The organism is Bradyrhizobium sp. B124, assembly GCF_038967635.1.
In the GTDB taxonomy this organism is placed as follows: domain Bacteria; phylum Pseudomonadota; class Alphaproteobacteria; order Rhizobiales; family Xanthobacteraceae; genus Bradyrhizobium.
This window is the reverse complement of the sequence record NZ_CP152413.1, coordinates 3,250,010-3,274,745: the sequence shown is the minus strand read 5'-3', so window position 1 is coordinate 3,274,745 and position 24,736 is coordinate 3,250,010. Positions and strand designations below refer to the sequence as shown.

At 60.3% G+C, this 24,736-nt stretch carries 19 protein-coding genes; 9 read left to right on the top strand and 10 right to left on the bottom strand.

Translation table 11 applies throughout. The annotated features are described in order from the left end of the window. Positions 1 to 15 precede the first annotated feature (15 nt). From AAFG13_RS15750 to AAFG13_RS15735, 4 genes are all read left to right on the top strand, one after another. Complete coding sequence (locus AAFG13_RS15750; protein ID WP_342712569.1) at positions 16 to 867, top strand: ABC transporter permease; 852 nt, start codon at positions 16 to 18, stop codon at positions 865 to 867. Then, the gene (locus AAFG13_RS15745) at positions 867 to 1,688 is read left to right on the top strand and encodes an ABC transporter permease (RefSeq protein WP_342712568.1); all 822 of its coding nucleotides are present in this window, start codon (positions 867 to 869) and stop codon (positions 1,686 to 1,688) included. The genes AAFG13_RS15750 and AAFG13_RS15745 overlap by 1 nt, the downstream gene beginning before the upstream one ends. Positions 1,689 to 1,700: 12 nt before the next feature. Beyond that, positions 1,701 to 2,801 (top strand): ABC transporter ATP-binding protein, encoded by a 1,101-nt coding sequence (locus AAFG13_RS15740; protein ID WP_342712567.1) that lies wholly within the window; start codon positions 1,701 to 1,703, stop codon positions 2,799 to 2,801. A gap of 154 nt (positions 2,802 to 2,955) precedes the next feature. After that, positions 2,956 to 3,516 carry a hypothetical protein gene (locus AAFG13_RS15735; RefSeq protein ID WP_342712566.1) on the top strand — a complete coding sequence of 187 codons (561 nt, stop codon included), beginning with the start codon at positions 2,956 to 2,958 and terminating at the stop codon, positions 3,514 to 3,516. Positions 3,517 to 3,671: 155 nt separating this feature from the next. On the opposite strand, the gene AAFG13_RS15730 is transcribed toward AAFG13_RS15735, so the two are convergent. Next, positions 3,672 to 4,796 (bottom strand): ABC transporter substrate-binding protein, encoded by a 1,125-nt coding sequence (locus AAFG13_RS15730; RefSeq protein ID WP_342712565.1) that lies wholly within the window; start codon positions 4,794 to 4,796, stop codon positions 3,672 to 3,674. Between the two features lie 186 nt (positions 4,797 to 4,982). On the opposite strand from AAFG13_RS15730, the gene AAFG13_RS15725 reads away from it, so the two are divergent. The 3 genes from AAFG13_RS15725 to AAFG13_RS15715 are packed head-to-tail and all read left to right on the top strand — an operon-like array spanning position 4,983 to position 7,237. Then, a complete protein-coding gene (locus tag AAFG13_RS15725; protein WP_092116250.1) occupies positions 4,983 to 5,642 on the top strand; it encodes an XRE family transcriptional regulator in 660 nt (219 codons plus the stop codon). Positions 5,643 to 5,645: 3 nt separating this feature from the next. Further along, entirely contained in the window at positions 5,646 to 6,083 is a 438-nt protein-coding gene (locus AAFG13_RS15720) for a hypothetical protein (RefSeq protein WP_342712564.1), read from the top strand. A gap of 26 nt (positions 6,084 to 6,109) precedes the next feature. Further along, on the top strand, positions 6,110 to 7,237 hold the full coding sequence (locus tag AAFG13_RS15715) for an iron-containing alcohol dehydrogenase (protein ID WP_342712563.1): 1,128 nt from the start codon (positions 6,110 to 6,112) through the stop codon (positions 7,235 to 7,237). A 356-nt stretch (positions 7,238 to 7,593) separates the two neighbouring features. Here the strand turns inward: AAFG13_RS15715 and AAFG13_RS15710 are convergent, their stop codons facing one another. From AAFG13_RS15710 to AAFG13_RS15690, 5 genes are all read right to left on the bottom strand, one after another. Beyond that, positions 7,594 to 8,586 carry a spore coat U domain-containing protein gene (locus tag AAFG13_RS15710; protein WP_212320490.1) on the bottom strand — a complete coding sequence of 331 codons (993 nt, stop codon included), beginning with the start codon at positions 8,584 to 8,586 and terminating at the stop codon, positions 7,594 to 7,596. 87 nt (positions 8,587 to 8,673) lie between these two features. Then, a complete protein-coding gene (locus AAFG13_RS15705; protein WP_342712562.1) occupies positions 8,674 to 11,073 on the bottom strand; it encodes a fimbria/pilus outer membrane usher protein in 2,400 nt (799 codons plus the stop codon). Positions 11,074 to 11,113: 40 nt separating this feature from the next. Continuing rightward, a complete protein-coding gene (locus AAFG13_RS15700) occupies positions 11,114 to 11,857 on the bottom strand; it encodes a molecular chaperone (protein ID WP_342712561.1) in 744 nt (247 codons plus the stop codon). An 85-nt stretch (positions 11,858 to 11,942) separates the two neighbouring features. Further along, positions 11,943 to 12,581, bottom strand: coding sequence for a spore coat U domain-containing protein (locus tag AAFG13_RS15695; protein WP_342712560.1), 639 nt, complete (start codon positions 12,579 to 12,581; stop codon positions 11,943 to 11,945). Between the two features lie 481 nt (positions 12,582 to 13,062). Next, positions 13,063 to 14,160 carry a hypothetical protein gene (locus AAFG13_RS15690; protein ID WP_342712559.1) on the bottom strand — a complete coding sequence of 366 codons (1,098 nt, stop codon included), beginning with the start codon at positions 14,158 to 14,160 and terminating at the stop codon, positions 13,063 to 13,065. Positions 14,161 to 14,322: 162 nt separating this feature from the next. Here AAFG13_RS15690 and AAFG13_RS15685 point away from each other — a divergent pair, with 162 nt between their 5' ends. After that, the gene (locus tag AAFG13_RS15685; protein WP_342712558.1) at positions 14,323 to 16,428 is read left to right on the top strand and encodes a hypothetical protein; all 2,106 of its coding nucleotides are present in this window, start codon (positions 14,323 to 14,325) and stop codon (positions 16,426 to 16,428) included. A 22-nt stretch (positions 16,429 to 16,450) separates the two neighbouring features. On the opposite strand, the gene AAFG13_RS15680 is transcribed toward AAFG13_RS15685, so the two are convergent. Genes AAFG13_RS15680 through AAFG13_RS15670 form a run of 3 tightly spaced genes read right to left on the bottom strand, consistent with a single transcriptional unit; the run spans position 16,451 to position 22,655 of the window. Then, entirely contained in the window at positions 16,451 to 19,567 is a 3,117-nt protein-coding gene (locus AAFG13_RS15680) for a hypothetical protein (protein ID WP_342712557.1), read from the bottom strand. Then, on the bottom strand, positions 19,564 to 21,414 hold the full coding sequence (locus AAFG13_RS15675; RefSeq protein ID WP_342712556.1) for a hypothetical protein: 1,851 nt from the start codon (positions 21,412 to 21,414) through the stop codon (positions 19,564 to 19,566). Before AAFG13_RS15675 ends, AAFG13_RS15680 begins: the two co-directional genes overlap by 4 nt. After that, the gene (locus tag AAFG13_RS15670; protein WP_342712555.1) at positions 21,411 to 22,655 is read right to left on the bottom strand and encodes a DUF6361 family protein; all 1,245 of its coding nucleotides are present in this window, start codon (positions 22,653 to 22,655) and stop codon (positions 21,411 to 21,413) included. Before AAFG13_RS15670 ends, AAFG13_RS15675 begins: the two co-directional genes overlap by 4 nt. 200 nt (positions 22,656 to 22,855) lie before the next feature. On the opposite strand from AAFG13_RS15670, the gene AAFG13_RS15665 reads away from it, so the two are divergent. Beyond that, positions 22,856 to 23,584 carry an SOS response-associated peptidase family protein gene (locus AAFG13_RS15665; RefSeq protein ID WP_342712554.1) on the top strand — a complete coding sequence of 243 codons (729 nt, stop codon included), beginning with the start codon at positions 22,856 to 22,858 and terminating at the stop codon, positions 23,582 to 23,584. Between the two features lie 20 nt (positions 23,585 to 23,604). Here the strand turns inward: AAFG13_RS15665 and AAFG13_RS15660 are convergent, their stop codons facing one another. Beyond that, a complete protein-coding gene (locus AAFG13_RS15660) occupies positions 23,605 to 24,453 on the bottom strand; it encodes a hypothetical protein (RefSeq protein ID WP_342712553.1) in 849 nt (282 codons plus the stop codon). Positions 24,454 to 24,736 lie beyond the last annotated feature (283 nt).

Sequence of the window (24,736 nt, the reverse complement as noted above, 5' to 3'; positions counted from 1 at the left end):
GATCGGTCCCGCATCATGAATCAGCAGCCATTTCTGCGCATTTTCACGGCGCCGGCGACGCTCTGTGCGATCGGGTTCCTCGCGGCGATGGTTGCGGTTCTGCAATACAGCCTCAGGGCCTACGTGCCGGGATCGCTCGACCCCGGCGGGTTCACGCTGGGGAATTTCGCCGACCTTCTGAAACCGCTTTACGCGCGCGTGTTTCTCGATACCGTCGTCGTGTGCGCGATGACCGCGGTCGTGACGCTGATCGTCGGATATCCGCTGGCCTATGCGCTTGTGCGCGTCGAACAGCCGATCCTCCGCTCCATTCTCCTCGTGATTGTCGTGACGCCGCTGTTTCTGGGCGAGGTCGTTCGCACTTATGCGTGGATCATCGTCCTGGGCAACAATGGGTTCATCAATTCCTTGCTGATGTCGCTCGGCCTTGTCGGCAAGCCGCTCCAGCTGATGTTCACGCCATTCGGCGTTGTGGTTGCTCTCGTGCATGTCACGCTGCCGGTCATGGTCATCATGTTGGCCGCCGGATTGTCCCATATCGACCGCGACTATTCCCGAGCGGCTGAAAGCCTGGGAGCCGGTCCTATTCGCGTGTTCCTGACCGTGACATTGCCGCTGTCCTTGCCCGGCGTGGTCGCCGGCACCACGACGGCATTCGCCTGGACGTTCTCGGCATTCGCCACGCCGCAGCTGATCGGTGGCGGCCGCGTCAATATGATCTCCAATCTGGTCTACCAGCCCGGATTTTCGAGCTTCAACTTTCCCTTCGCCGCGACATTGTGCGTGGCCGGGCTGGCTTTGACCGCCCTCGTGCTTGGACTGCTTCAGCTTGCTTCCCGGCCGCTTCAGAAGATCGAGGTGCATTGATGATCCCGCGCTCGACCTATCAGAGAGTGCTCGGCTGGGCCGGATTGTTGACGGTGCTCGTCATCATCGCTTTTCTTGTGCTGCCGGCGGTAGTCGTGACGATCGCCGCGTTCAACGACAAGCCGATCCTGTCGTTTCCACCGCAGACCTGGTCGTGGCGATGGTTCGGTCGAGCCCTCGCCTACGAGGATTTCCGGCAAGGGTTCTTCAACGGCCTGATCGTCACCGCCTGGAGCTCGACGATCGCGCTCTGCGTTGGCGGCATGTTCGCGTTTGTCATCGACCGGTACAAGTTTCCGCTCAAGTCCGCCATCGAGGGAATCCTGATTTCGCCGCTGGTGATTCCGCACTTCACGGTAGGGCTCGGCTTTCTCATCCTCGCGGCGCAAGTCGGCCTGAGCCGCGGTTTTGCGGTCGTCGTGATCTGCCACGTTATCCTGGTGCTGCCGTTCGTGCTGCGCAGCGTGTATGTCTCGCTGAGGAATCTCGATCAGAGTTATGAACACGCTGCTGCGAGCCTCGGCGCCGGACCGCTTCGCGTCCTGACCACCGTCACGCTGCCGCTGCTGCTGCCCGGACTCGTCAGCGGCTGGCTGTTCGCGGCGATCCTCTCGTTCAACGAGTTCACGGCCTCGCTGTTCGTGACTTCGCAGCGTACCCAAACGCTTCCTGTCGCGATGTACAATTACGTGCGCGAGTTCGCTGACCCGTCGATGGCGGCATTGTCGGTCATGTATATCGTCGGTACCGCCGCCTTGATCGCCTTTGCCAATGCGCTCCTGGGCCTCGGCAAGGTCCTCAATATCGAGCAGTCTCACTAGGGAGCACGGATCTTGAAGCCGTTGGCGAATGTTGAAGGGGAACAAACGGCGGTCCATTTCGACGCCGTGGCCAAGCGATTTGACGATGTCGTGGCCCTGAACGCCGTTACGCTTGGCGTTGGCCGTAGCGAGTTCGTGACGCTGCTTGGTCCATCAGGATGCGGCAAGACCACGCTGCTCAAGCTGGCCGCGGGCTTTCTGGGCCCGGACGGCGGTTCGATCTCGATCGAAGGCAAGCGCGTGAATGACATTCCAACCTACCAGCGTGGCATCGGCATGATGTTTCAGAACTACGCGCTGTTTCCGCACATGAGTGTGGCGGAAAACGTCGCCTACGGCCTGAAGACGCGGCGGGTCCCCAGGGTTGAGCGGGACAAGCGCGTCGCCGAAGCGCTCGCGCTGGTCAAGCTGAAGGGCATGCAGAACCGCAAGCCCCGGCAATTATCCGGCGGCCAGCAGCAGCGCGTTGCGCTTGCGCGCGCGCTCGTCATCAATCCGACCGTCTTGCTGCTCGATGAGCCGTTCTCGGCGCTGGACAAGAGCCTGCGGACCTCGATGCAGGTGGAGCTGCGGGAAATTCAGCGCAAGCTGGGTCTGACCACGATCTTCGTGACGCACGATCAAGGCGAGGCCTTGAGCATGTCCGATCGTGTGGCTGTCATGTCCGAAGGCCGTATCAGGCAACTCGGAAGCCCTGTTGACGTCTATCGCAGCCCGGCGGACCCGTTCGTGGCCGGCTTTGTCGGCGACAACAACAGGCTGCGTGGCCAGCTTGTGAGCGTGCAGGCCAAGCAAGCGACCGTCGCGCTTGGCGATGCGCTGGTGAATGTGTCGGGCGAGAGCCTGTCCGGGCTCGAGAAGTCCGCGGCGGTTGACCTGTTCGTCCGCCCCGAGCAGTTCAGTGTTGTGGCGCCCGAGGAGCCGTGCGCCATCAAGGGCAGCGTTGTTGCTCAGATCTACCAGGGTGGCCACGTCGACCTTCAGATCGAGTGCGCCGGGGAACGGCTGCTGGTGCGATCCCCGGGCGAGCAGGCCATTCTGCGCTGGCCAATGGGGGCGCCTGTCGGCATTGCCATTCAGACAGATCGGTGCTCGGCATTTCCGGCAGCCTGATCGCAATCGTCTTTCGCAGCGGTGTGCGGGTGAAGGAATCGAGCCTGCGGTATATTGTGGGGCTTGGTTTGGCGGCACCCATCTTGTTGTTTCCTGCGGCGTCGTTGGCACCGCCGTCACCTGGCATCTGTTCGTGCAGCCGTGGAGAGAATTCTTGAGTGAGCCCCAATCGATCACCGCAGCCGAGGCGATCAGCACGTACATCGAGGCCAAGGACCGAAACCTGCCTCAGCTCATGAAGCGTGCATTCGTGCAGGATTGTGAGCTCCAGATGCTGCTCCTGACCGACGCAATCTCTTTTCCAAGCTCCGCTCATGGATTGGAGAGCGTCACCGACGTTCTCGTACGAAACTTTGGATCGCAGTATGAGAATGTGCGCACCTTCTGCCTCTCGCGCCCTGGGTCCAATCGCCTTCCACAGTTTCAATGCGACTGGCTGGTGGGGATGTCAAACAAGTCCGACGGCGACGTCCGCGTCGGTTGTGGTAAGTACACCTGGGATTTTGATGCCGCCGGAGACGGTCGCGTCAAGCGGCTGCTCATCAAGATTGAGTTCATGTGTGTGCTGCCGGCTAGCTATCAGACGCCCGTCCTGCAAGGGCTTTCGACTATCCCCTATCCCTGGTCGTCATACGGTGAGGCGCGCGCAGGTTTGCCCTCGATCGACGCCTTGATGCCGATTGCGCAATTTCTTCGGCGTCAGGCGCGCAACTGACTTCGGCGGTTGAGCGCTGGACAGCGGTCTATCGAATTGAGGCTTCGATGGCGAAGGCGCGCCCGACGTAGCCCAAGAGACGTCGCTCGCCACCTGCATACAGGCCGTTATGGGCGATGGCGGACGATGGTGTTGGCCACCGTCCGCCTGCGTCGTCACTGCGAGACCAACTCGCAGCCACCCTCGCCGAGCGGGCGGAAGGCTTGCTCGGCGGGAATCGTGGCAACGATGTCGTAGTAGTCCCATCGTCGGCTCGAGGCCGCCGGTGTCTTGACGCGCGCCAGGTACATGTCGTGCACGAACTGGCCGTCGGTGCGGATCGTGCCGCGAGCAAACGAATCGGCAACCGGCAATTCGCGTATCTTGGCTGCGACAGCGAGGCCATCGTCGGAATTTGCGGCCTGCACCGCACGCAAGTAGTGCCGTACGGCCGAATAGACGCCGGCCTGGGTCATGGTCGGCATCCGCCCAACCTTCTCGAAGAACTTGTCGGCCCACACCCGCGACTCGGCATCGCGGTCCCAGTAGTATGCAGTGACGAACTGCAGGTTCTGCGCGGCGGCAAGGCCCATCGCGTCGACGTCGGTAAGGAATACGGTCGGTGCCACCAATGCCTGCCCGCGGGTGATGCCGAACTCGGCCGCCTGCTTCACCGAGTTGGTCATGTCGGCGCCGGCGTTGGCCAGCGCGATCACCTTGCCGCCGCCGTTCTCGACCGCGCGACGCATGTCGGTCGCGAAGGCGTGACCGAACGAATAGTCCACCGTGATCAGGAACCAGCTGTCGAGCTTCTGCGCCGTGAGCGCCCGCGCGAGACCGTAGCCGTTGGTATAGCTCGTGTAGACCCACTGGAACGAGGTTCGGGTACAGGCCTTGCCGGTGAAGTCCGAGGAGGCCGACGCGTTCAGCACGATCTTGTTGCGTTCCTTGGCGAGAGCGGTCACCGCGAAACCCACGCCCGAATTGGAAATGTCGGCAACGGCATCGACTTTCTCCGTGTCGAACCAGCGCCGGACGATGCCAAGTCCGATGTCCGGCTTGTTCTGGTGATCGGCCGAGACGATCTCGACCGGCACGCCGCCGATCGCGTTGCCGAACTCCTCCGCCGCCATCTTCGCCGCGACGACCGAGCCTTCGCCGCCGAGGTCGGCATAGGCGCCGGAGCGGTCGCTGAGGACCCCGATGCGGATCACATTGTCGGACATCGCGGCGTGCGCGACGTGAATGTGCAGCAGCGTCGCGGTCATCGCCGCGCATAGGGCCCTGAGAGTGGTTGTCATGGTCGGGTGCTCCTCCGGAGGTCGTGTTGTTTGCTGTTTGGTTTTGTTGCGTGATACGCAATTCGCTTGTGCATCGGTGCGAAGAACCACTGGAAATTCCTGCGATTTCAACATCGGGCACGATAGAAATTGCTTGTAGAGCAATTTTTATTGACAAGGAAGCAAATTAAGGAGAGGGTCGGAGCAATGAAAACGCAGGACGAGACGCTGGCGAGGCTTGGAGCACGCATTCGCTCGCTGCGGGAAGAGCGTGGCATGAAGCTGAAGGATCTGGCCGACACCACCGGGCTGTCCGACGCCTTCGTGTCGCGCCTCGAGCGCGGGCAGGTGTCGAGCTCCGTTGCCAATCTGATCCAGATCGCGCAGGCGCTCGACATTGGCGTCAGCGAATTGTTCGCTGCGCCGCAGGACCAGTCGCGCAGCCACGTCACGCTGCATCGCCATGGCGACGATGGTGAAGACCAGAGCATCCCGAGCACCGGCTATCGCTGGCGATTGTTCGCGGGCGGCATGCCGAACGATGATCTGGAGGTGTTTCACCTCTCGTTCCCGCGCAAGAACCGGATGGACCTGATGGTGTCGCATCCGGGACAGGAATACTGCTACGTGATCAGCGGACGCATCCGCTTCCACGTCGGCGCCGAGGTGTTCGATCTCGCGCCCGGTGAAGGCATTTTCCTCAATTCCGAGCTGCCGCACCGCGCCGACAACATCAGCGAGGATGAAGCGCGCATCCTGATGGTGGTCGCGAAGTCGCCGCAGAAGGCCGAGCATTTCGACTGGTGGCGCGTGCCGAGCGCCGCCGCCCCGCCTCGATCACCCAAGAGCAAGCCCCAAGGAGACTGATCCATGCAGACCGCAACCGCGACCGGCAGGCACCTGCCGTATGAGGCGAAGCACATCGACGATGTGGAGTGGGAGACCATCCGCTGGCCTGGCGAGACCGGCAAGATGCTGTTCCACCCGCGGCCGGAGCGGCCGACCGAGCCGAACGCGGGCATCCTGCGGTTGGAGCCGGGCGCGCATCATCCGATTCACAATCACGAGTTCGCGCAGGTCTGGTATATCCTGAGCGGCGAATTCAGGATCGACGACAATCTCTACACGGCGGGCACGATGATCTTTCATCCGGACCCGCATTTCGAAGGCAAGTTCGAGACCGCGACCGGCGGCGATATCCTGATCGTGCAGTATCCCGGTCCGACCACCGGCGGGCGGCCGATCTATGCGGGGCGCTTCAACATGGAGCAGCGTCGCGACATCGCCGAAGAACGCACCGATCTCTGATCGATCGGCGCAACGGACGATAGGCCATGGCGCTGATCAGCTATCTCACCACCATTCGCTTCGGCTTCGGCGAGGCGGACGCGCTCGGCGATGAGATCGCGGCGCTCGGCATCCGTCGGCCGATGCTCGTCACCGACCGCGGCATTGTCGCGGCCGGCCTGGCGGAGCGCGTGACCGCTCCGCTCGGCACTGCGCCTGTCGTGTTCGACGCGACGCCGCCGAATCCGACCGAGCGTGCGACGCTGCAGGCGCTCGCGTGCTATCGCGAGGCCGGATGCGACGGCCTCGTCGCGCTCGGCGGCGGCTCGCCGATCGATCTTGCCAAGGCGGTGGCGCTGCTCGCCACCCATGCCGGCCCGCTGGCGCGATATACCGCAATCGATGGCGGTGTCGCGCGGATCACCGCCGCCGTCGCGCCGCTGATCGCGATTCCGACCACTGCCGGCACCGGTAGCGAGGTTGGTCGCGCGGCCCTCATCACGCTCGAGGACGGCCGCAAGGTTGGCCTGATCAGTCCGCATCTCATCCCGGCGCGGGCGATCTGCGATCCGCTGCTGACGCTCGGCCTCCCGCCGGCACTGACGGCCGCGACCGGCATGGACGCATTGTCGCATTGCGTCGAGACCTATCTGTCGCCGCGCTTCAATCCACCGGCGGATGCGATCGCCCTCGATGGCGCGTCGCGCATCGTCAGCGATCTCAAGCAGGCCGTGACGGGGGGCGATGACCGCGACGCCCGCGCCGAAGTGATGATGGGCGCGCTGCAGGGCGGCCTGTGCTTCCAGAAGGGCCTCGGCGCAGTGCACGGCTTGTCGCACGCGCTTGGCAGCCTCGCGTCGCCGAGCCTGCATCACGGCACACTCAATGCGGTGCTGATGCCTGCAGTGATGCGCTACAATGGTCCGGCGATCGCGGCCAAGCTGCCGCGGCTGAGGCTGGCGCTCGGTCTGCCCGAAGATGCCGACATTGCCACGTTCTTCGATGCGCTCAATGCCGAGCTCAATCTGCCGCGCGGCCTGCGCGCCATGGGTGTGCCGGCCTCGGTGCTGGACGACATGGCGGAGAAGGCGGCGAGGGATCATTCCACCGCCACTAATCCGCGTCCTGTCGATGCCGACGGCTACCGCGCCATTTTCCAGGCGGCCTGGGAGTGAGTTGACCGCAGCGAGATGATGCGGCGAGTGCGATGCCGAACGGCTCCATCGACGCAGCGCGCATGGGTCCCGGAGCCAGGGCTTTGATCTAATCAAGGCTTTGATTCGAATGGTGGGCCCGGCAGGACTCGAACCTGCAACCAGACCCTTATGAGCGGCGGGGTAACGATCGGTTTGGTTGATTTGGCTGCGCTTTGGTTGGAGTTTGATCGCGTTCGTTGCGTTTCGGTGAGCTCGCTTCTGAAACTGGTGCGGCCATCGGCTGTCGAAATTGAAGGAGTTGGACATCTTCTGCGATCGGCATTGTGTCGATTTTGACGTTCGGATTTTCAAACCGCTCATCCGGGAAGATCGGGCTAGAAGGTCACGGTGACGACGATGGTGTCGGCGTAGGCTCCCGGAGGGGGCGAGGTTTGCGGTGGAACGCGCCCATAGACTGAAATGTTCTGATTCAACGCTGTTCCTGTGCCAAGCACGCAGGTATTGGCACCGGACGTGCAGGTTGTAGCGGATGTCGTACTTGTCCAGGCGCTGGTCCGGGCCGCGTCCGTATAGAGATTGTAATTTATGAAGCTGGAGCTTGCCTGCATGCGCCGTTGGCTGCCGCTTGCATGTAGTCCGTTGTCGAGGCCGATCGAGTACGGGGTCGTATTGGTGCACTTCACTGAAATCGTTCCAACGCCGTCAATATTCGACGTCAACAGCGAAGCGTTACCGAAGTTGAGTGGCGTGGTCGAAACAATGCAGTTTCCGGCGATTGTCGCCGTCCAGGGCGAGGAGCCCGCATTTGTCGTCGTTCCCGGGTTCGACGAACAATTTGGGCTTGTAAGAAGATAGGCCGCGTAGGCGACGACCGGAGATGTCGTACTCCAGACGTAGGTCCCGGGTATCGTTGCCTGCTGATTGGCGAGAAAGCGCCCATAGACGGTCAGAGTTTGTTGCGCGGGCCCGCCCAAAAGAGGAAGACTGAGATTGATGCTGACGCCACCGGAGCCGTACGCGGTGGTACCATATCCCCAGGATCCCCAGACCTGCGTGCGCGCGGAATCCGAGTAGAGCTCGTGTATTGCTGTATTCGCTCCACTTCCCAGCGATCGAACCGAGCTGCTGCTGTTGGGCGCCCCTTGGTTGAATTGCACACACGCATTGACCGTGCAGCCGAGCGTGCAGCCGCTGCATGTTACGGTAAATGTCGAGGTCGTATCGACGGCGCCACCCGCCAGGATGTCGACAGATCCGTAGTTGCCGGACGCCGAGGTAACGGAGCAGCTTTGGGCGTGGGCCGAAAACGATGCCGCAAATTGCAGGAGCAAGGCGAAGACCAAAGTTCGCTTTGAGCCGATGACCACGATTTCGATCTCACAATGCGCGTTGGTCGGAACAGATGGTCGGGGAGATTGATGTAGGAAGACACTATCTACGTATGAATGACTGCATTATCGGCACGCGACCCCAGGAATCCGGACCTGTTCGCCGGGCCTCGGAGTGAACGCAAACGTGGCGCGGCAGCGTGCGTCGGCAAATTCGATTTCGGCTTCGTTCATTGACGAGAGTCCCCTGATATAGGCCTGTCCGTCGTAGCCTACGACAAACTCTACTCCACCAGTCATATGGCCGACAGCCCCGGCCGGCAGAACGCGATTGTCAGGCCCGACAAAGGTAACCAGCGCAGCCGTCGTCTCTTTGCGGACGTCAAATCTGACGAGCATCCCGGCGCGATCGGCCGGAGCGACGATGTCATGCGTCGTTGCTGCTTCGTCGTCGACCGGAAGGTTCGTCGGGTCGATCGCAATCTTGTTCTTCTGGTAGGACCGGAGCGTCGGGATCAACAGCATGCCGCTGGAATTGGTGACACCGGCCCGGCGATTCTCGCTGAGGACCTCGACATCCGGCACGCCAGTCGTGACCACCGCGAAACTGTCGTCGATCCAGTTCGAAAGGAAAACACCGCCTCCCATGGTGGTGATCGAACCGCGCAATTCCAGTGATCCCACGCTGCCGGATCCCGCCTGGCTTGCGCCTGCCTGGATGGTGCCGTAGCTCGACCTGTAGGAAGCTGTTGCCTCCCGGTACCTCGATGAGCCTTCGGAATCGTGGACGCGCCAGCCGTAGCTGCCGGGCTCCGGCCCAAGCGACTTGACGGCATCAACGCTACCGGTTGTACCGCCCCGTCCGCTCGAGACCCCGGTCGTGATCGAAGCAGAGTCGCCAAAAGGGATGCTCAAACCGGCAAACATGCCGGTATTCCTCTTGGCACGGAAATCGTGGAAGACGGTGGCGAATATCGACGCATTGTAGGGCAACGAACGCGAGTAAGAGGCCGTCACGATATTGGAATGATGGCCTGAGTCATCGCGCAGACCGACAAAGCTTGCACTCAGGCTGGCCCGGGGGTCGAACGGCATCGGAGCGCTGAAAGTGATGCGATCGAGCGCGACCGGCGCACGGGCGCTGCCATAGATGCCGGTCACATAGGCAAACGAGTTCGACAATGAAGCGATACTGCCGGGCAGGTAATTGAACAGACCGTTCAGATTTTGCAGGCCGCCGTTCAACGCCGCGATGTTTTGCAATCTTGCGGTCGCCGAGGCAAGGTCGTCATAGGTGCCGAACGTGTGCTGCGAGCTCGCCGAAATGCTCACGCCGAAGAGCCTCGTCTCATAGGAAGCGTAGCTCTGCAGACCGCGGTTCGTGCCGCTTCCGCTGCCAGCCAAGGCCACGGCGGCGACACCGATCGTCCCGGTCCTGAAGATACCACCGATGCCACCGTTGATGACGCCGGCTCCGCCTTCGACGTGCGCCTCTGCCGTCAAGCCGTCGTAGATACCTCGTCGCAGGGTTGCAGACCCGACCGGCGAGCCGACATAGACGTCACTGCTCGAGCCGTAGGACAGCCGCGGCACTCCGCCCTCCACCGACCAGCTGCTCAGCCCCGGCGCAAGCAGGCTCGAGGTCGCATAAAACGGCGCCGACGTCTGGATTTCGTGACCTGCCGAATCCCGCACCACGAGTTGCGTCGTGCCGGCGCCGGAAATCAGCGGTACGTTGTTTACGCTGAAAGGGCCGGACGCGACGTCCTGAGAAAATGTCTTGATGTTGTTGACATAGACATCGACAGTTGACGGCACTGCCGCGCTACCGCCGATGGTCGCGAGCGGCGCGGTAATGAGATCGGGCCGCAGGGCAAAATCCCGCTGAGCCTGAAGGCCACCGATCCTGATCGGCCGCGACCAGGCCAGTCCACCGTTGATCGTATCCCCAGCAACGTAGCCGATCATCTGGTCCTGGTCGGAGTACTGGAAAGACGAATTCAGCCGTGTCGCCTGCGCAGGCTGCTGCGGACCAGTGCGGACGATCGCCGACTGTTCGGCGGTGCCGTAAGGCGAAAACGCCCGGGCATCCAGCAAAAGCGATGTGTAACCGAGCCCGATCAATCTCGGGGTAGCTGCGTTGCTGGTTGAACTCAACAGGTCATAATTCAGCACCGCGCCGAGATCGGCCCGCGCCTTTGGCCGGTTCCCGCTGGCGCCGCCTGCGTCAAAGAGCTGCGGCTTGCGTCCGGCTTCGTCGACGGCAATGAATATCCGCTGTGTTCTCTCCTCATATCGATACTTTAGGGTCGGGATATCATCCAGTGCGATGATCTCGCCCGGTCGATGCGGCGGGCCCGGTTGCAGGCCGAGGCTTTCGAGTTCCTCTACCGTTCCGCCGATACGACCGTCGTCGAACCGCACGAACGATCCGATTGTTCGGGCGGGCATGGAATTGATCACGACATCGAGTTGCAGATTTGTCTGGGCCTCCCCCGCGCGCGAACGCCCGACACAGAGGACCATGCCGAGGAGTGCTAGGATGGACACAAGCGCGGAGCCTCTTCTACCGCCGAGTCGGCGACTCAATAACCGCATGAGTCTGGCCCTTGTCCGTTTCCGCCGTGACGGAGATGGATCCGCCAGATCCAAAGCCGCGAGGATATTTCGGCGTGGCCCAACTCATGGAGGAATGTCCGAGGACATAGCCGAGGAGACCGTTGCCAAAGGACAAGGTAGCTCCCGAAGAATCCCTAAGCCGCAGGTTTGCGATGCGTAGCCGCTCGTCGCCGGCATTGCTGGTCACGACGGTTAGTTGGCCAGCTTCAGTACGGAGCGCCCAGTTAACTTGTGGCCGACTGAACTCGCGGCTACGAAAAAATGCCGGGATCGACTGTCGTACCAAAAGATTGACGCTGCGACCCTGGCTGCCGCCCGCTCGCGGCAATTGGTCGACGATGACACGATAGCTTTCTTCGCCATTGACCGGCTGTTTCGACACCCGCACAACCCGCACGACGTAGTCTGAATGAGGTGCCATCCTGACGGCCGGAGGTGATGCCACCACATCGGTTGTCGGTTCAAGACTCTCCTTGCCGTCGGACTGCGACCAGCGAAGCACGCGGGTCTGGACCTCGACGTCGGCATCTTCGTCATTGCGCAGCGTCAGGGAAGCCGCCGCCGCCGGCGCATTCAGTTCTAGGAGAACGGGTTCAACGCGAAGCGCGGTGGCATGGGCAACCTCCATGCATGCCAGGCTTGCAGCAAACGCGGCCAGTAGAGTCGAATTTTGATGCATCGCGATGCCCAATCGATTTTCGAAATCGTGCGCCAGGAAGGCGTTTCGTCGATACGCAGATGCAACGGAACAGCGGGCCGCTGCCGCGGCCCCTTCTTCAATAGGTGATGGTCATGACCACCGTGTCCGTGTAGGTGCCGGTGCTCGGTGCGGTGCCGGTAGCGGGAACGGTGCCGTAAATGTTGACCGTCTGCGCCGATCCGTTACCGGTGCCGAGAAAGCAGCCGTTCGTGGTCGTGCAGGTGGTGCTGCTGGTGGCCGTGGTCCAGGGGTTGGTATGAGCTGAATCAGTATAGAGATTGTAGTTGATAAAATTACCGGCATTCGTCATCCGCCGCTGGCTGCCGGACACATTTGCTCCGTTGTCCATGGCGATGGAGTAGGGGCTGCCATTGGTGCAGGTGACCGAGACGGTTGTGCTGCCCGACTGCAAGGTGGTCGCGAGCGTTGTTCCTGCCACGCTCCCGAAATTGAGCGTCGCAGCGTTGATTGTGCAAGACGCCGTGATGGTGATCTGAACGGTCAAATTTGCGGTCGATGTGCCGGCTTGGGCGGACGTTTGATAACCGGATGCCACGGCAACGAAGAGTGCGACCGCTCCCACTCGCGCAGCCTGCCGCATTCGTCGCTTCAGCAAAGGTCCACCGTCGTCGCGGATGCGAATCTCTCGATAAGGATCGAAAGCCCTGCAGGCCGCTTTCCTGGTCGGCGGGCAAACTTCTTCGGTATCGTCCAATGAATTCGTTTTCATCGCCAATCGTGCCGGACATGCAGGCCATCGTCGTGAACAAAAGAATCAAAATTGGGTAAACTTTGAATGAGCAAAAGCTTAACGAGGCCTGATCGAACTATCGACAGCTATGGCCCCATCAAAAACTATAATGGTCAGCAAAGTCGGCCGGCGGCTTCAGGGCCACACCGGCTCTGGCCGCGCCTGGGCTTAGTCTGGCGCCCTCTGTACGGACTACGAAAGAGTGACTCGGCTAAGTGCTTGATATTACGTGGGGCCGCTTTTTAAGAATGACTCGGTTTCCCCTTTAAGAGTGACTCGATTCGCCTGTTTTTCGTTTTAAGAATGATTCGATCTCGTAAGGTATTGAAACGTTACGTGTTTTTAGGTCGTTTTTCGAGCCCCAAGCTACCAACTTTTCGATTGAAAAATCAGCACTAAGGTCAGCGGAAACGCCAGAACGGCGTCATGCCGGCCGGCTAGGTTCCTAACCTAAGCGATCATCATCTGTATAAAGTCCAAGCTCGACTATCTCCTGGTTCAACACCTCTGCCGACAGGCGATAGCCGAGGCTTTCGATTATCTGCGTCGCGACCGCCTTTATCAGGGACGAGCCAGCGTAGTTGGCGGCTTCCTGATTGGCCAAGTGGTCGGCGAACGCTTGTATCTGCCGGAGCCTTGCATACTGCTTCGCCTTTTCTTCGATGAAGGCCTCTTGCTTTGCGAGCCGTTCGAGGCGCCGTTGCTCCCTATGATATTGCTCGATGCGTTGCTGCCGGATCCGCTCACGTTCCTCGGCGGCCAGCCGGTTACGCCGGATCACGACGGCGCCTGCGATCATGCCGACCACGACCTCGCGCAACTGCTTCTCGAGATTGACCGATTTGCGATCATACCACCGACCCAGGACGCGCTCCTTTGACCAGCGAAATTCTGCAGGGTTTGAAAGCGTGAGCGACAGCCTGCCAGCGGGAAAGTGATCCCATTGCGCCCAATGCCGTTTGTCTTCTCTGTAGAGCGTCGGATATCGGAGCCGGTCGCGCTCCCACTCTGCTTTCCTGGCGAGTTCAGCTGTGGTCGGCCGATGGGCCTCCTTGCCCTTCGTTTCACCAAACGACAGCCGCATCTTTTCGCCATCGATGACGAAATCCAGGCCATCCTTGGCATCGACGCCTTTGTGGCCGAGACCGTCGAGGTATTTCGTAAGAGCCTCAATGATGGATAGCACCCGGCCTATGTTGCTTTTACCGATCTGCGCCATAACGACGCCCGGCTCTTCCGGCGTCTTCAGAAATTGCTCATGGTCGGCCTTGACAGCCCTTAACGCACGCTTTGTGGCGATGGTCACCCGGTGCGGACGTACTGGCAGTTCGGCTTGAACAAGTATCTCGGACGCGGACTCACGGGCTTTCGACGCGGCGGCGACGACTTCTTCTGGCAACTGCCGCAAAGCATGAACGTGTACGAAAATTTGGTCGCTGACATTTTCTGAAACCGCAGGCAGGAGCGTCTGTTTGACTTTCTTGCCATGCTGTAGTTTCGCCCAATAGCCCAGAAGGCGGTGTCGGCACTTCATGCTTGACACATATCTTCCGCAAGCCGACATCCGACATCCCGAACTGCTTGGCCAATTTTGACATGGGGTTAGACCAGACCAGGTCGTATAACTCCTTGCGGGTGAATTCCTTACGATCCATTCTAGCGCTCTTTCGTAGCTGTCGTGCGTTTTGAGTGAGTCGGATTCTGGATGCAACGGCCGGTCAGCCGCAGCAGCCACGCCTTTCCTGTCGGCTTTGGACAGGCGATGTTTGCGCTGCTGGAATGGCTCCGCTACCCTTGTCACGATGTGACAGAGGATCGGCCATTGGCTACCGTCGACACGCTTTCACTACCATTTGCGACCTGGCAGGAAGGCCTGCTCGCGCTGGCTGCTGCGTTGCAGGATACCGATCGCGAAAAGATCGTCGCCGCCAGACTCGAAGCCACCGCCGCCCAGATTGGAATCGGCCCGATGGAGGTCTGCGCCTTGGCGCTGCTCGTTCCGTCGCGTGCCAGGTTCGAACGGGTGACTTGGCCCGAACCGCATCCGGATGCAGTTCGCCTTGCCGGAATGATGGACGACAAACTGTCCCAGACGCTGACGAGCATCGTCGATGGTCTCGACCGTCGGCGGCGAAGCCGAGAAGACAAGGTCTTTTCGGCGTTCCCCGTGACCGATCGCCGGCGGCTGCTTAACGACACCATCATCGGCTTTGCGGCGGCCGAGCTCTCAGATGTCTCCCAAAGGCTTGGCGAGGCCGATCCGTTTTCCCGGCTGGCCGGTCGGCTTTCGCTCTGGTTCAAGCCGTCGCACGATTACTCGCGCTATGGCATTGCATCGCCCGAAGACGGCCAAGCGGTGATCGATCTTGTTCGCCGGGCCGTTGCGAAACTGGATCCCGGCGCCGCAGGGAGGCTCGGGCGGCTGATCGAGATCTGGGCCGGCGATGTCGATGTCGACATGAGCGCGGAGGCCATCAAGGAAATCGTGTCTTTGGCGCCGCTCTTCGAGGGATCGAATGCCGATCGTCTCGATGCCGTGCTGGCCGTGGAAATCCTCGGAGCGCTGGCCGACGACCTCGAAAATCTCGATATCGAGACGGGGCAGGCCATTTCGGAGGTCCTTCGAAGATTGCCCAAGGGAATGGACGATGGCCGGCCCGCGACCTCGGATTTGCGGACCTGGCTCAAGGCGCAGTCCGACGGCGAAAGTAGGTTTCGTCTGGTCTACGACCCTTCCCACGTCTACTGGACCAACGTGCATTCCGACAACGCGGACGTGCTGGAGCCGCTGCTTGCCACGACCCTGGAGCAGATGATGCAGGGCGGTCATGCGGTTTATCCGACTGGTCCGCTTCCATTGCACGGCAGCCTGTTCAAGCCTGGAAGCAAGATGATGGAGCGGCTCGCGGAAGAGGCACCCGAGGCCGCGGATCTGTTTAGGCTGCTCGGTGCCGATGGCGACTATAATGACACGGACGGCCCGTACCCGCCGCAGTGCTACTGGGTAGGCGAACACAATCCGGATATGATCACGTTTCCCGAGGCGGTCGCGAACGCAGTCCAGCGGGACGATCACGCGCTCTGCGATATGCTGATCGGCTGCTGGCTGCTTTTCTGCACGCTTTACCTGCGGGTGCCTTTGCCGGACCACGTCGGCCTGGCCCGCTTCATCACTGCCTTGCCCGGGGATCACCGCTCTAGCACGTATGCGGCTCTTGGCGTGCTGAAGCGGGAAGCCATCGAGCATGCCCGTCGCGACGTCGATGCCATCCTTTCCTGGCTCCCGCTAGTGGACACTGCGCCGCCGGAGGATTTTGAGGCTAACTTGCGGGACCAGTTCTCGCCCAGGCTATGGGATGCAGTCGACAGGGAAGAAAAGGAAAGCCTTCTCAAGGCCGAGATATTTTTTGTCAGGCTTCGCCGTCTGCGACAGCTTGAAAGAGAGAAAGAGCCGCTCGATACGATGATCGTCAATTGGTCGCGGGTTGCGGAGCGCTTCCTGCGGCGCGCCTTTGCCGTCCTTGGCGGCTCCGGCGGCGAGGGCAAGCCGCTCGGCCAACTGATCGGCATGACGAAGAAAGCGCTGGCGCGGGGGAACGACTTTTGGAGCACGGAGGAGCAAAACCGGCTGCGTTCTGTCCTCCACGAGCTCGACAATCTGGACGTCTTCAACAAGAAGGGGGGCAAGCATCTCGATGGCATCGACCTCACCTGGCAACATGTCGTGAGCGTATATCCAAGCATCCATTGGACGCTGAGGACGCTGTTGGACGTCGCAAGCCGGCCCGGAGCGAACGTGAAAGCCGAGTAACGCGTTCCGGTTTTGCAGCCGGCTACTCGTAACTTTTGTTGGATCGGCTGATTGGAGAAAAATCCAGGCACGCACGCGTCAAGGAAGCCTGGTCGAGCTCCTTCATCGACTTGAGTTCGCCCAGTAGATCGTTTTGATTGGGCATACCCAGCACTAGGCGGTAATGACCACGTTCCTCATGGGCCTGGTTCCAACGTTCGGAGATCTCGCTGGTTGCCAGATCGAAACGCAAGTGCAGCGGACGTGCGGACCCGTATATCCACCAAGGCTGAAGCCCGCTGCGGTCGGTGGTCGCATCGACCGCGCGCTTTGCGATGTTTTCCCAAGGACTGGCCTTGAGCGAGCCCCGGGCGTCTTCGTTTCCCGAATCTTTGGCAATTGCGCGTCGGATGGCGAGAGAAGCGTACCGATCCACCCGCCCTTCGCGTTGCTCGAGTGCAACCGGGCCCGGGGGTGGATCCCAGTGCAGCAGGGTTTGACACCACGGATGAAAGTCGAGGCCTTCTTGTCCGATTGATGTCGTTACCAGCACGTGGGGCCAGAAGGGCGAATTGAAAGCACGCCGCACCTCGTCAGGGCGGACCCGCTCCTCGTCGGTGTGGTCGGGGCGAGTGAAAGGCGCGGCAACGTGACAGCGCAGTCTCAAGGGCGAGCGGATGGCGGATTTCTCGCCGTAATGAAGCTGGATTGAACTCCTGTTCAGGGAAATGGCGTCTGCAAATTCCTGAATCAGATCCTCTCCGCCGCTAGGAGACGTTTGCGTCATGAACCAGAAGTGCTCGTCCAGGGTCGCCTCAAGGTTTCCATCCAGCACAGCGCGTCTGACGGCGTCCGGGAAGGACTCCTGCGGCCTGCGAAGTGCTCGGCCGATCCAAGGTTCGTCGAAGCGGCTTCGAAGGCCCTTCCAGGAAGCGCTCACGATACCGCTGAAGTTGTCCCGCACGGCTCTTTTCCAATGACGTCGAATGGCTCGGCCTAGAACCACACCGGGACTGCTGACGGCCAGATGAGTGAGCAATTGCAATTCGGCGTCGGTAATCGATTTAAGTGGAGCAGGACGCTCAGGCAGATGCTTCTCCAGGCTCAGCCACGCCGCCTTCGAAGCCTCCCAGGTGCCTGTCTGCGCTTCGATGCCAGCGATGAGAGAGGACGGCGTTCTGCTCTTCTCCTTGCTCGCGACGACCGCCACACCTTTGCTTTTGAGATGACGCTCCAAGGTGCGGCGAGCCCTCGACAAGGCTTCATCGACGCTGCCAACCTTCAGTCGGTCGGAAATCGGATCCGCCTCGATGAGGAATGGACAGGGGTGGAAGAGCTCAAATGAGGAGGCAGCATCAAGTCGAACAAGATGGGAGTCGCTCTCCCGCTTGTAGGAGCGTGCCCGCCCCTTCGTGCGGCCATATGTCGAAGTCTCGACGCTATAGCTGATCAATCCGGCAACCGCTGGGACGACAGCCCTAAATCTGGCAAAGACAAGAAGCTTTCCGTCGATCGACGGAGTTTCTCCACCGTGCGTTCCGTTGCCGCTGCGGGCGGATTCGCGCTCCCAGCCGCCGACCAGGGGCCACCATGCGTGCGACGGAGCAATCCATGGAAGAGCGAGTTTCTCCGGCTTGATGTGACCGATCAGGGCTCGGAGCCGCGGGTGAGGAAACGACTGAGAACGCATCCGCTCGACGTCGTCCGGTTCGATACCCGCTGCGCTTGCCAACTTGCGGGCCCGCGACCACAGAAGATATTTCGGCCCCAGTGATTGCATGGGCAATGGCACGGAGTTCCAGAGTGGCACCAGCATTTCCGTGTCACGTTCCCTCTTCGAGGCGTGTCCATTGGCGGTGCGCTTCTTCTTCCCTTTCTCGACGCATTCATGGAAGGATTTGAATTGCTTGAGGTCATCGACCTTCAATTCGGCTTTCAGCGTGGAGGCGCCGTTTGAGGACGCCGTATCCGTGGATTCGCGGCGCCTCTCGGTCCTTGCCATGACCGGCGTCAGCAGCGACAGCAACTCGTCGTGGTTGCGGTCGATTTCATTCCAATTGAGGGGTGCTGCAGTCAGTAACTCCCTTCTCTCGATCAGCAAGGCGGCGATCTTTTCGATCTCCGAACGGCCAGCGGTACCGTAGAGAAACTTGACGACTTCCCCGAATCCGTCGTTGGAATTCCTGGACTTTGGATTGAGCTCCGCTCTGCTGCGGTAAGGTATCCACGGTGTGGCCGACAACAGGAGCAAAGCGCGGTTGCGCCCGCTTCCGCGGAGTGACTGAAGCAGGCGGCTTGCTTCTTCACAAAAGCCAGCATCTTCGTCATCTCTGTTTTTTTCGGTGGCGATCGATTCTGATTCAGGCGCAATCAGGTCGTCGAAGCGCTGAAACTCATCAAATATTACAAGGTCAGGATTGATCTTTGCTATGGCGACATTGGCAAGCGCCAGACGCATGTGCCGGACCAGTTCGGGGGCGCGGTTCTCCAGTAGCTGCTTGATGCGCGGAGCAAGACGCTGTTTAGCGCTCAAGGAAAGAGATCTACGGAGCGCCTTCTTGAACTCTTCCACGGTCTCCGAGGGCAGGTCATAGCCGTCCGGTTCGATTGCCCTGACCGAGGCGCGGAATCGAGCGACCGACACTCGCAGCGCAAGAGCCTTCCGGAGTCCTTTGATCTCGAAGCCCAGGGCTCGCCTTGTGAGAATGTAACACAAGGCGCGTTCTTTCGTCGTGCCGCCCGCGCCCTTTCCGCGACCGGAGGAGTCCAGAAGAGAGGTCTTCGGAGTGACCGCATAAAGTCGAATGGAGACTTGCGGACCGTTTTTTGATCGTTGAGGGAGCAGCGTGAGGCTCAATCTGTCTTCTTCTACGATCGCCGCCTGCCGGCCAGCTTTGGTGAGAAAGCCGAGCAGGCGGTCCTGGTTCTGGCGCGCGATGGCTAGATTCGAGCAGACGTAGATGACGTTCATTACCCGCGAGGCGCGTTTTGATCCGTGAGAAATTCGACTGCTGAACTCTTTGATAATGCCCTGCGCTACGACCGTCTTTCCAAGCCCCGCTTCGTCGGCGACGAGGAATCGTCGGGAGCCGGATGGGTTTCGCAGTGCATGGCATGCGACCTCTACAGTTTCTTTCTGAAAGGCGGTTGCTTTGATCATTGCGCCGTCGGCTCGTTGAGGGTCTGCTTGATCAGAGCCAGAGAAGCCTTGAAGGAAACTATTGGCGAACCGCCGTCAGCTTGGCCCCCGCATTCGAAGATCTCGATGATTTCGTCGATCTGGTCGAATGCCGATCGATTTTTCAGCCAGGCCCGCAGCATGTCTTCCAAGGTCGGGGCAAGTCCCTTGCGCTTTCGACTGCGCCAGTTGGCAGACGTGTGTGGGTCATCATCGTCCCATGGACCGCCTTCGGCGCCCTCCGAATTTCCAGTCAGGGCCTGATAGATCCAGGCCAGCAACTGGTCGTCGCTCAGGTATTGGCGAAGCAGAAGCTTGTCGCGCTTGTCCTGTTGGAGTCCCTGGATAGGAATTGATTGAAGCCAGGTTACCGATGGAATGCCTTTGCATTCCAGGGCGACGCGGATCAGATGGCTGGCTGCCAGAGGATTATGCGGACGGAAGCGGACACTCCTGGATCCGCGCTGCCACTCGATCATTTGGCTTGGATCGTCAGCGAGGGATCCGACCTTCAGGACAATCCTTTCGTTTGTGGGGTGTGGCATCTCCGGAGATTGAATTTCGACGCTGTCCCAGTCAGGGGAAAGTTTTTGACTTGCGTTCATGAGGAATGCCGCAACTTCGTTTCGCGCAAGTTCGAGGGGGTCGTCCAAATCATCGTTAGTTTTGGCGGGCAAAGCGGCAAATTCCGGAGCCATCAGGACGAACGACTCGACGCCTTCCTTTATGGCGGTGGCGGCCTTTGCCGAGCCTCTCGATTCGATTGACAAGCGCGCGAAGATCTCTGCGTTCTTCTTCCAGGCCCGCCCGGTAAAGTTGGGGCTGCCAAGCCACATGGTTGCGCCTCTGGCATGCTCCGCCCAAAGAAATTTTGCGTGCAGGCCGGAACTGGTCTGGGGATCGATACCGGCTTCATCGATATCAATGGCATCCTGCTCGCCTTCCTCCGCTACTGCCGGGAAATCGCCGACGAAGCTGAAGCCGTTATCCTCGAAATAGTCGGCTTTTCCTTTGGAAGTCCGATTGAGCTCGGTCCCGGTGCTGACCAGGATACGCTCCGCGTCGTCTCCCCACGTCCCGACGCGTTTAGGCGTCATCACATCCAGGAAAGGAGCGACTGCGATCACGCGGCGCACTCCCGGCGGACAGGGTGGGAAGTCACGGTCAGCATCTTGGGGTAGCATCAGGGAGATTTCTTCGACGACCAGTCCTCGCGGTACCTCCCACTGGACGTTTCGCAGCTTTTTGAGGGGGTCCTGCCATCGCTCGGACTGGCCGGCTTCTGCGGCAAGTTTCTTGGCCATGCTCGCGATCGACGGAATTCTCATGCCGTCCATTGCGTCCGAGTCGATTTCATAGCCGTCAAGAGAAAGACCGAGGTCCCACGATGTGTCGCGGGTAAGGTTACGGCTACCGAGCCACAGTCGCCATTTTCCGGACGAAGACTTCCCATCGGAATATCGAACGATCGCGCATTTCGGGTGCCAGGATTGCCCGCCCTTGACGCGTTCGTCGTAGGGCATGTCCTTGATGAACCGATCAAGCAAGGCAACGGCCTTGCCTCCTCTCCGTGGGCAGAATAGCCGCCCGGCCTGCATGGCTATGGCGACGCGCCCCTTCAGTTGAAGAACCGATTTGGCGAATTTAACCCTAGTCGCACGCGATCCGGCGTCCGAAGGATCGTCTTCGAATCCTGCCAGCGAGATCAGAAGGCTGGCCAGGACACCGGCGGAAGCCGAATAAGTCGAAACAAGTGCGATATCTGTCTGGAAGCCCGTATCAGGGCGCAGCCAATCAAGCAGCGACTGCTGTGGAAGATGCTCGCTCACGACCGCATATCCCACACAAGCTGGTGCACCACGCCGATCCTGTAGTGCAGGGGAGCCGCCGGGCTGAACTCATCGGGGTCCCATTCCAGCCGCCGCTGTCGGTCGATCGGGCGAAGCCTCGACTTCGCTAGTTTGCGCGGGGTTTCGGCGTCGGAGTAGTCTTTCCGCAGGTCCATGAACTGTGAGCGGCGGCCGTTCTGAAGCCAGTTCTGGGTTTTGGTGAGGACCCTGATGACCGGTTCCGGAAACGGTTGATCGGGAAAGAGAGATTTCAGGTCCTTGATCACAAGACGGCAGGCTGCCGAGCGGTAATCATCAATTGCTTTAACGAGCAATTCGCAATGATCCCGGTCCCCGGAGTTGTTTCCGTCCTTCTGCCTTAGGGTTTGAACGAGTGCTGCGTAGACCGCCCGCCCGATGCAAGCGAGAGCAGCCGCGTCAGACGCTATTTTGAGAGTCTTTCGTTCCTCGACAGTGCAGACTTCCCGAATCCATGCGGGCCATTCCGTCCCGAGGTCGTAGCCTTTCGATCCGGGTTCGGGAATATCAGCGTCCGAACGGAGCAGCCTGGCAAAAATACTGTCGCGGGCCGGTGATGACGAGCTTGAGATCGCCTCGAAGAGAAAGCGCTTTTCGCGCTTCTCCAGATCGAAGGCCAGTGCGCCGCTGCTGGCGGCGATTTGCTTGCAAGCAGGCGGCAGGCCATCGACGAAGGGATTGGTTAAATCGTCGACAGACACACCATCATCGTCACGGGAGTTGCGCTTTTCCGAGGCAAGGATGTCGGCAAGTGATTTCAGCGCTTCAAGTCGGCTCGGGTATGTCCCATCGGAATGGGGTCGTAGAAAACCCCATTGCTGCAGTGCGTTCCAGTACACGATGGATGGAAGCTGACTGCGAATTTGCCGTGGCGGGGAGCGGCGGCCGATGATGCCTCTTGGACTCCCATGCTCCTTGAGTTGATCCTTGGCGCCGGCTTCCGCTCGCTTCAATCGATCCGAAAGCGATACGGCGCTCCGGTCGCCGGCCACACGCTGCATCAGCCAGGGTACGAAAAACAGATAGCGGAGGCGGGTGTGGAGGACGGAAGTGCCAGGGAAGAAACGGTTGGCGAATGCATGATGGATCGCCATGAATCCGATCTCATCACGTACCTCGCCGTCCTGCTCGCCATCGAGCGCACGCTCGGCCTTCGCGGCCGCCGTCGCGTCGATCTGCACCCAATGAAGGAAATTGCTCATTCCATACTTCGGTGAGGGTGAAAGAGACTAGGGAATGCCAATGGCTTGAAAGCAGAAATCTCGCGGGAAGAATCGTCCCATGGGCGGAATCGCGCCGCAAGCAGGATCATAGTGCAGGTTTCTCATGTCCCCATTATTGTGACGCCAGCAAACTATCTAGGATGCAGACGGAGCAACAGAAAAAACCTTATAATTGGAGCATGTGCAATCTCTACTCGATGACCAGGAACGTCGACGCCATCCGGCGACTGTTCAAGGTCGGGCCGCAGCACGACCGCACCGGCAATCTGGCGTCCATGCCCGGCATCTATCCGGACTATCTGGCACCGATCGTTCGCAACGCCGGCGCCGAGCGCGAACTTGCCATGGCGCGCTGGGGCATGCCGTCTTCGCAGAAGGCGTTGATGGACGCGACGAAGAAGCGCGCCCAGAAGCTCGAGGCCAAGGGCAAGGCGGTCGATTTCAAGGAACTGCTGCGGATGGAGCCCGACGGCGGCACCACCAACATTCGCAATGTATCGAGCGGCCACTGGAAGCGATGGCTGGGGGCAGATAACCGCTGCCTGGTGCCGTTCACGTCTTTTTCGGAATTCGACACGATCGACGGCAAGAAGGTGCCGGTCTGGTTCGCGCTGGATGAGACGAGACCGCTGCTGTGCTTTGCTGGAATCTGGACCAGCGTCCGGAAGATGAAGGAAGGCGAGGTCACCACCGACATCTTCGCTTTTCTGACCTGCGAGCCGAATGCCGAGGTGGGCAGGGTGCATCCGAAGGCGATGCCGGTCATCCTGACGACGCCCGAGGAGCACGAAGTCTGGCTCCGGGCCTCCTGGGACGAGGCGAAGGCGCTGCAGCGGCCACTTCCGGACGGCGCGCTGCGGATCGTGGCGACCGGCGGCAAGGAAGATGTTGCGGGGGATCACAATTGACTTGCCGAAAGTTCGTTCGACTAGGGCTCTTTGTCCTTCGGGAACAGAACCTCTTGGGCGTTTCGGATGATCTCACCTGCTCTCTCTCGAACCACTGCACTCGGCTGCATTTGGTCGGCGTAAGGAGAGTGCGCCACGTAGTTGTGAAAGGAGCACAGCGGATCGACATTGACCAGTTCCGCGAGGTACCCCGACAGCAGATCGGTCAGCGATAAACGGCCGGAAGCAATCGCCCCCTCCAGTAGCTCCAAGTCATTCACTGTCAGGACGATCAGGCGCTGAACTCTCTCGTCGCTGGGAAGGTCGGCGTTCAGTCGCTTCATTTCCTGGTCGAGGAACATTCCCGTTCCGGGACTGTCCATCCGGATGTCGTGGGTGAGCACGATCGGAAAGATTCGTTTTGCCACGCTGAGCTCGGCTGGCATTGTCCTCCAGTTGTCCGCGGACATCGCGGCGGTGATTTTTGCCAGCTGCCAGACGGCATTGCCGCGACTTACGTACTTCTCCCGGAGGTGCTCGACGAACCCCGCGTAAGCGTTTCCGGAAACCAGGTCTTCGTTGAGGAACTTGGCCTTTGTCTCGAACACAAACGCAGAAGTCCCCTCCGCGATCAGCGCGTCGACCTCGAATACGGTAGTCTTCCCGTCCATTTTCTTGAGATTGAAATGAGGGGTGGCGAACATGCGCCGGAGGATTTCATTCGAGTATTCCTCGAATGCATCCCCAAACGCTCCGAAAAGTGCCTTTGCTCTCTCGGGATGGCCCTGCAGCGGGCAGAACAGCGGCTGATCGACAATTTTGCCGTAAAGCAAACAGGGTCCGCGATGACCGATGCATCGTTGGGGAAACGTATGATCGGACGTTGCCACATCGCCCTCTCGAAGTCGGCCTGCGTGCCGGCGGATGCCGTTGCCAATTCCTCAGGCGTCTGCGAGTCCAGCGCCATGTAATGCGGAAAGACGCCGCGGTAGCGCGTAGCAGCGCCGACCGTGTTGATGTTCTGGGTGCGGCCTTCCATCTCGTTGCCCAGGCTGACATACGTCGTCAACCCGCAGATGCACGTGAAATATTGTTCGAACGTCATGCCGGTTGTTTCAGAGAATTCCTCCTTGAAGGATGGGTAGTGTCTCGGCAGGAAGTCGGAGAAAAGTA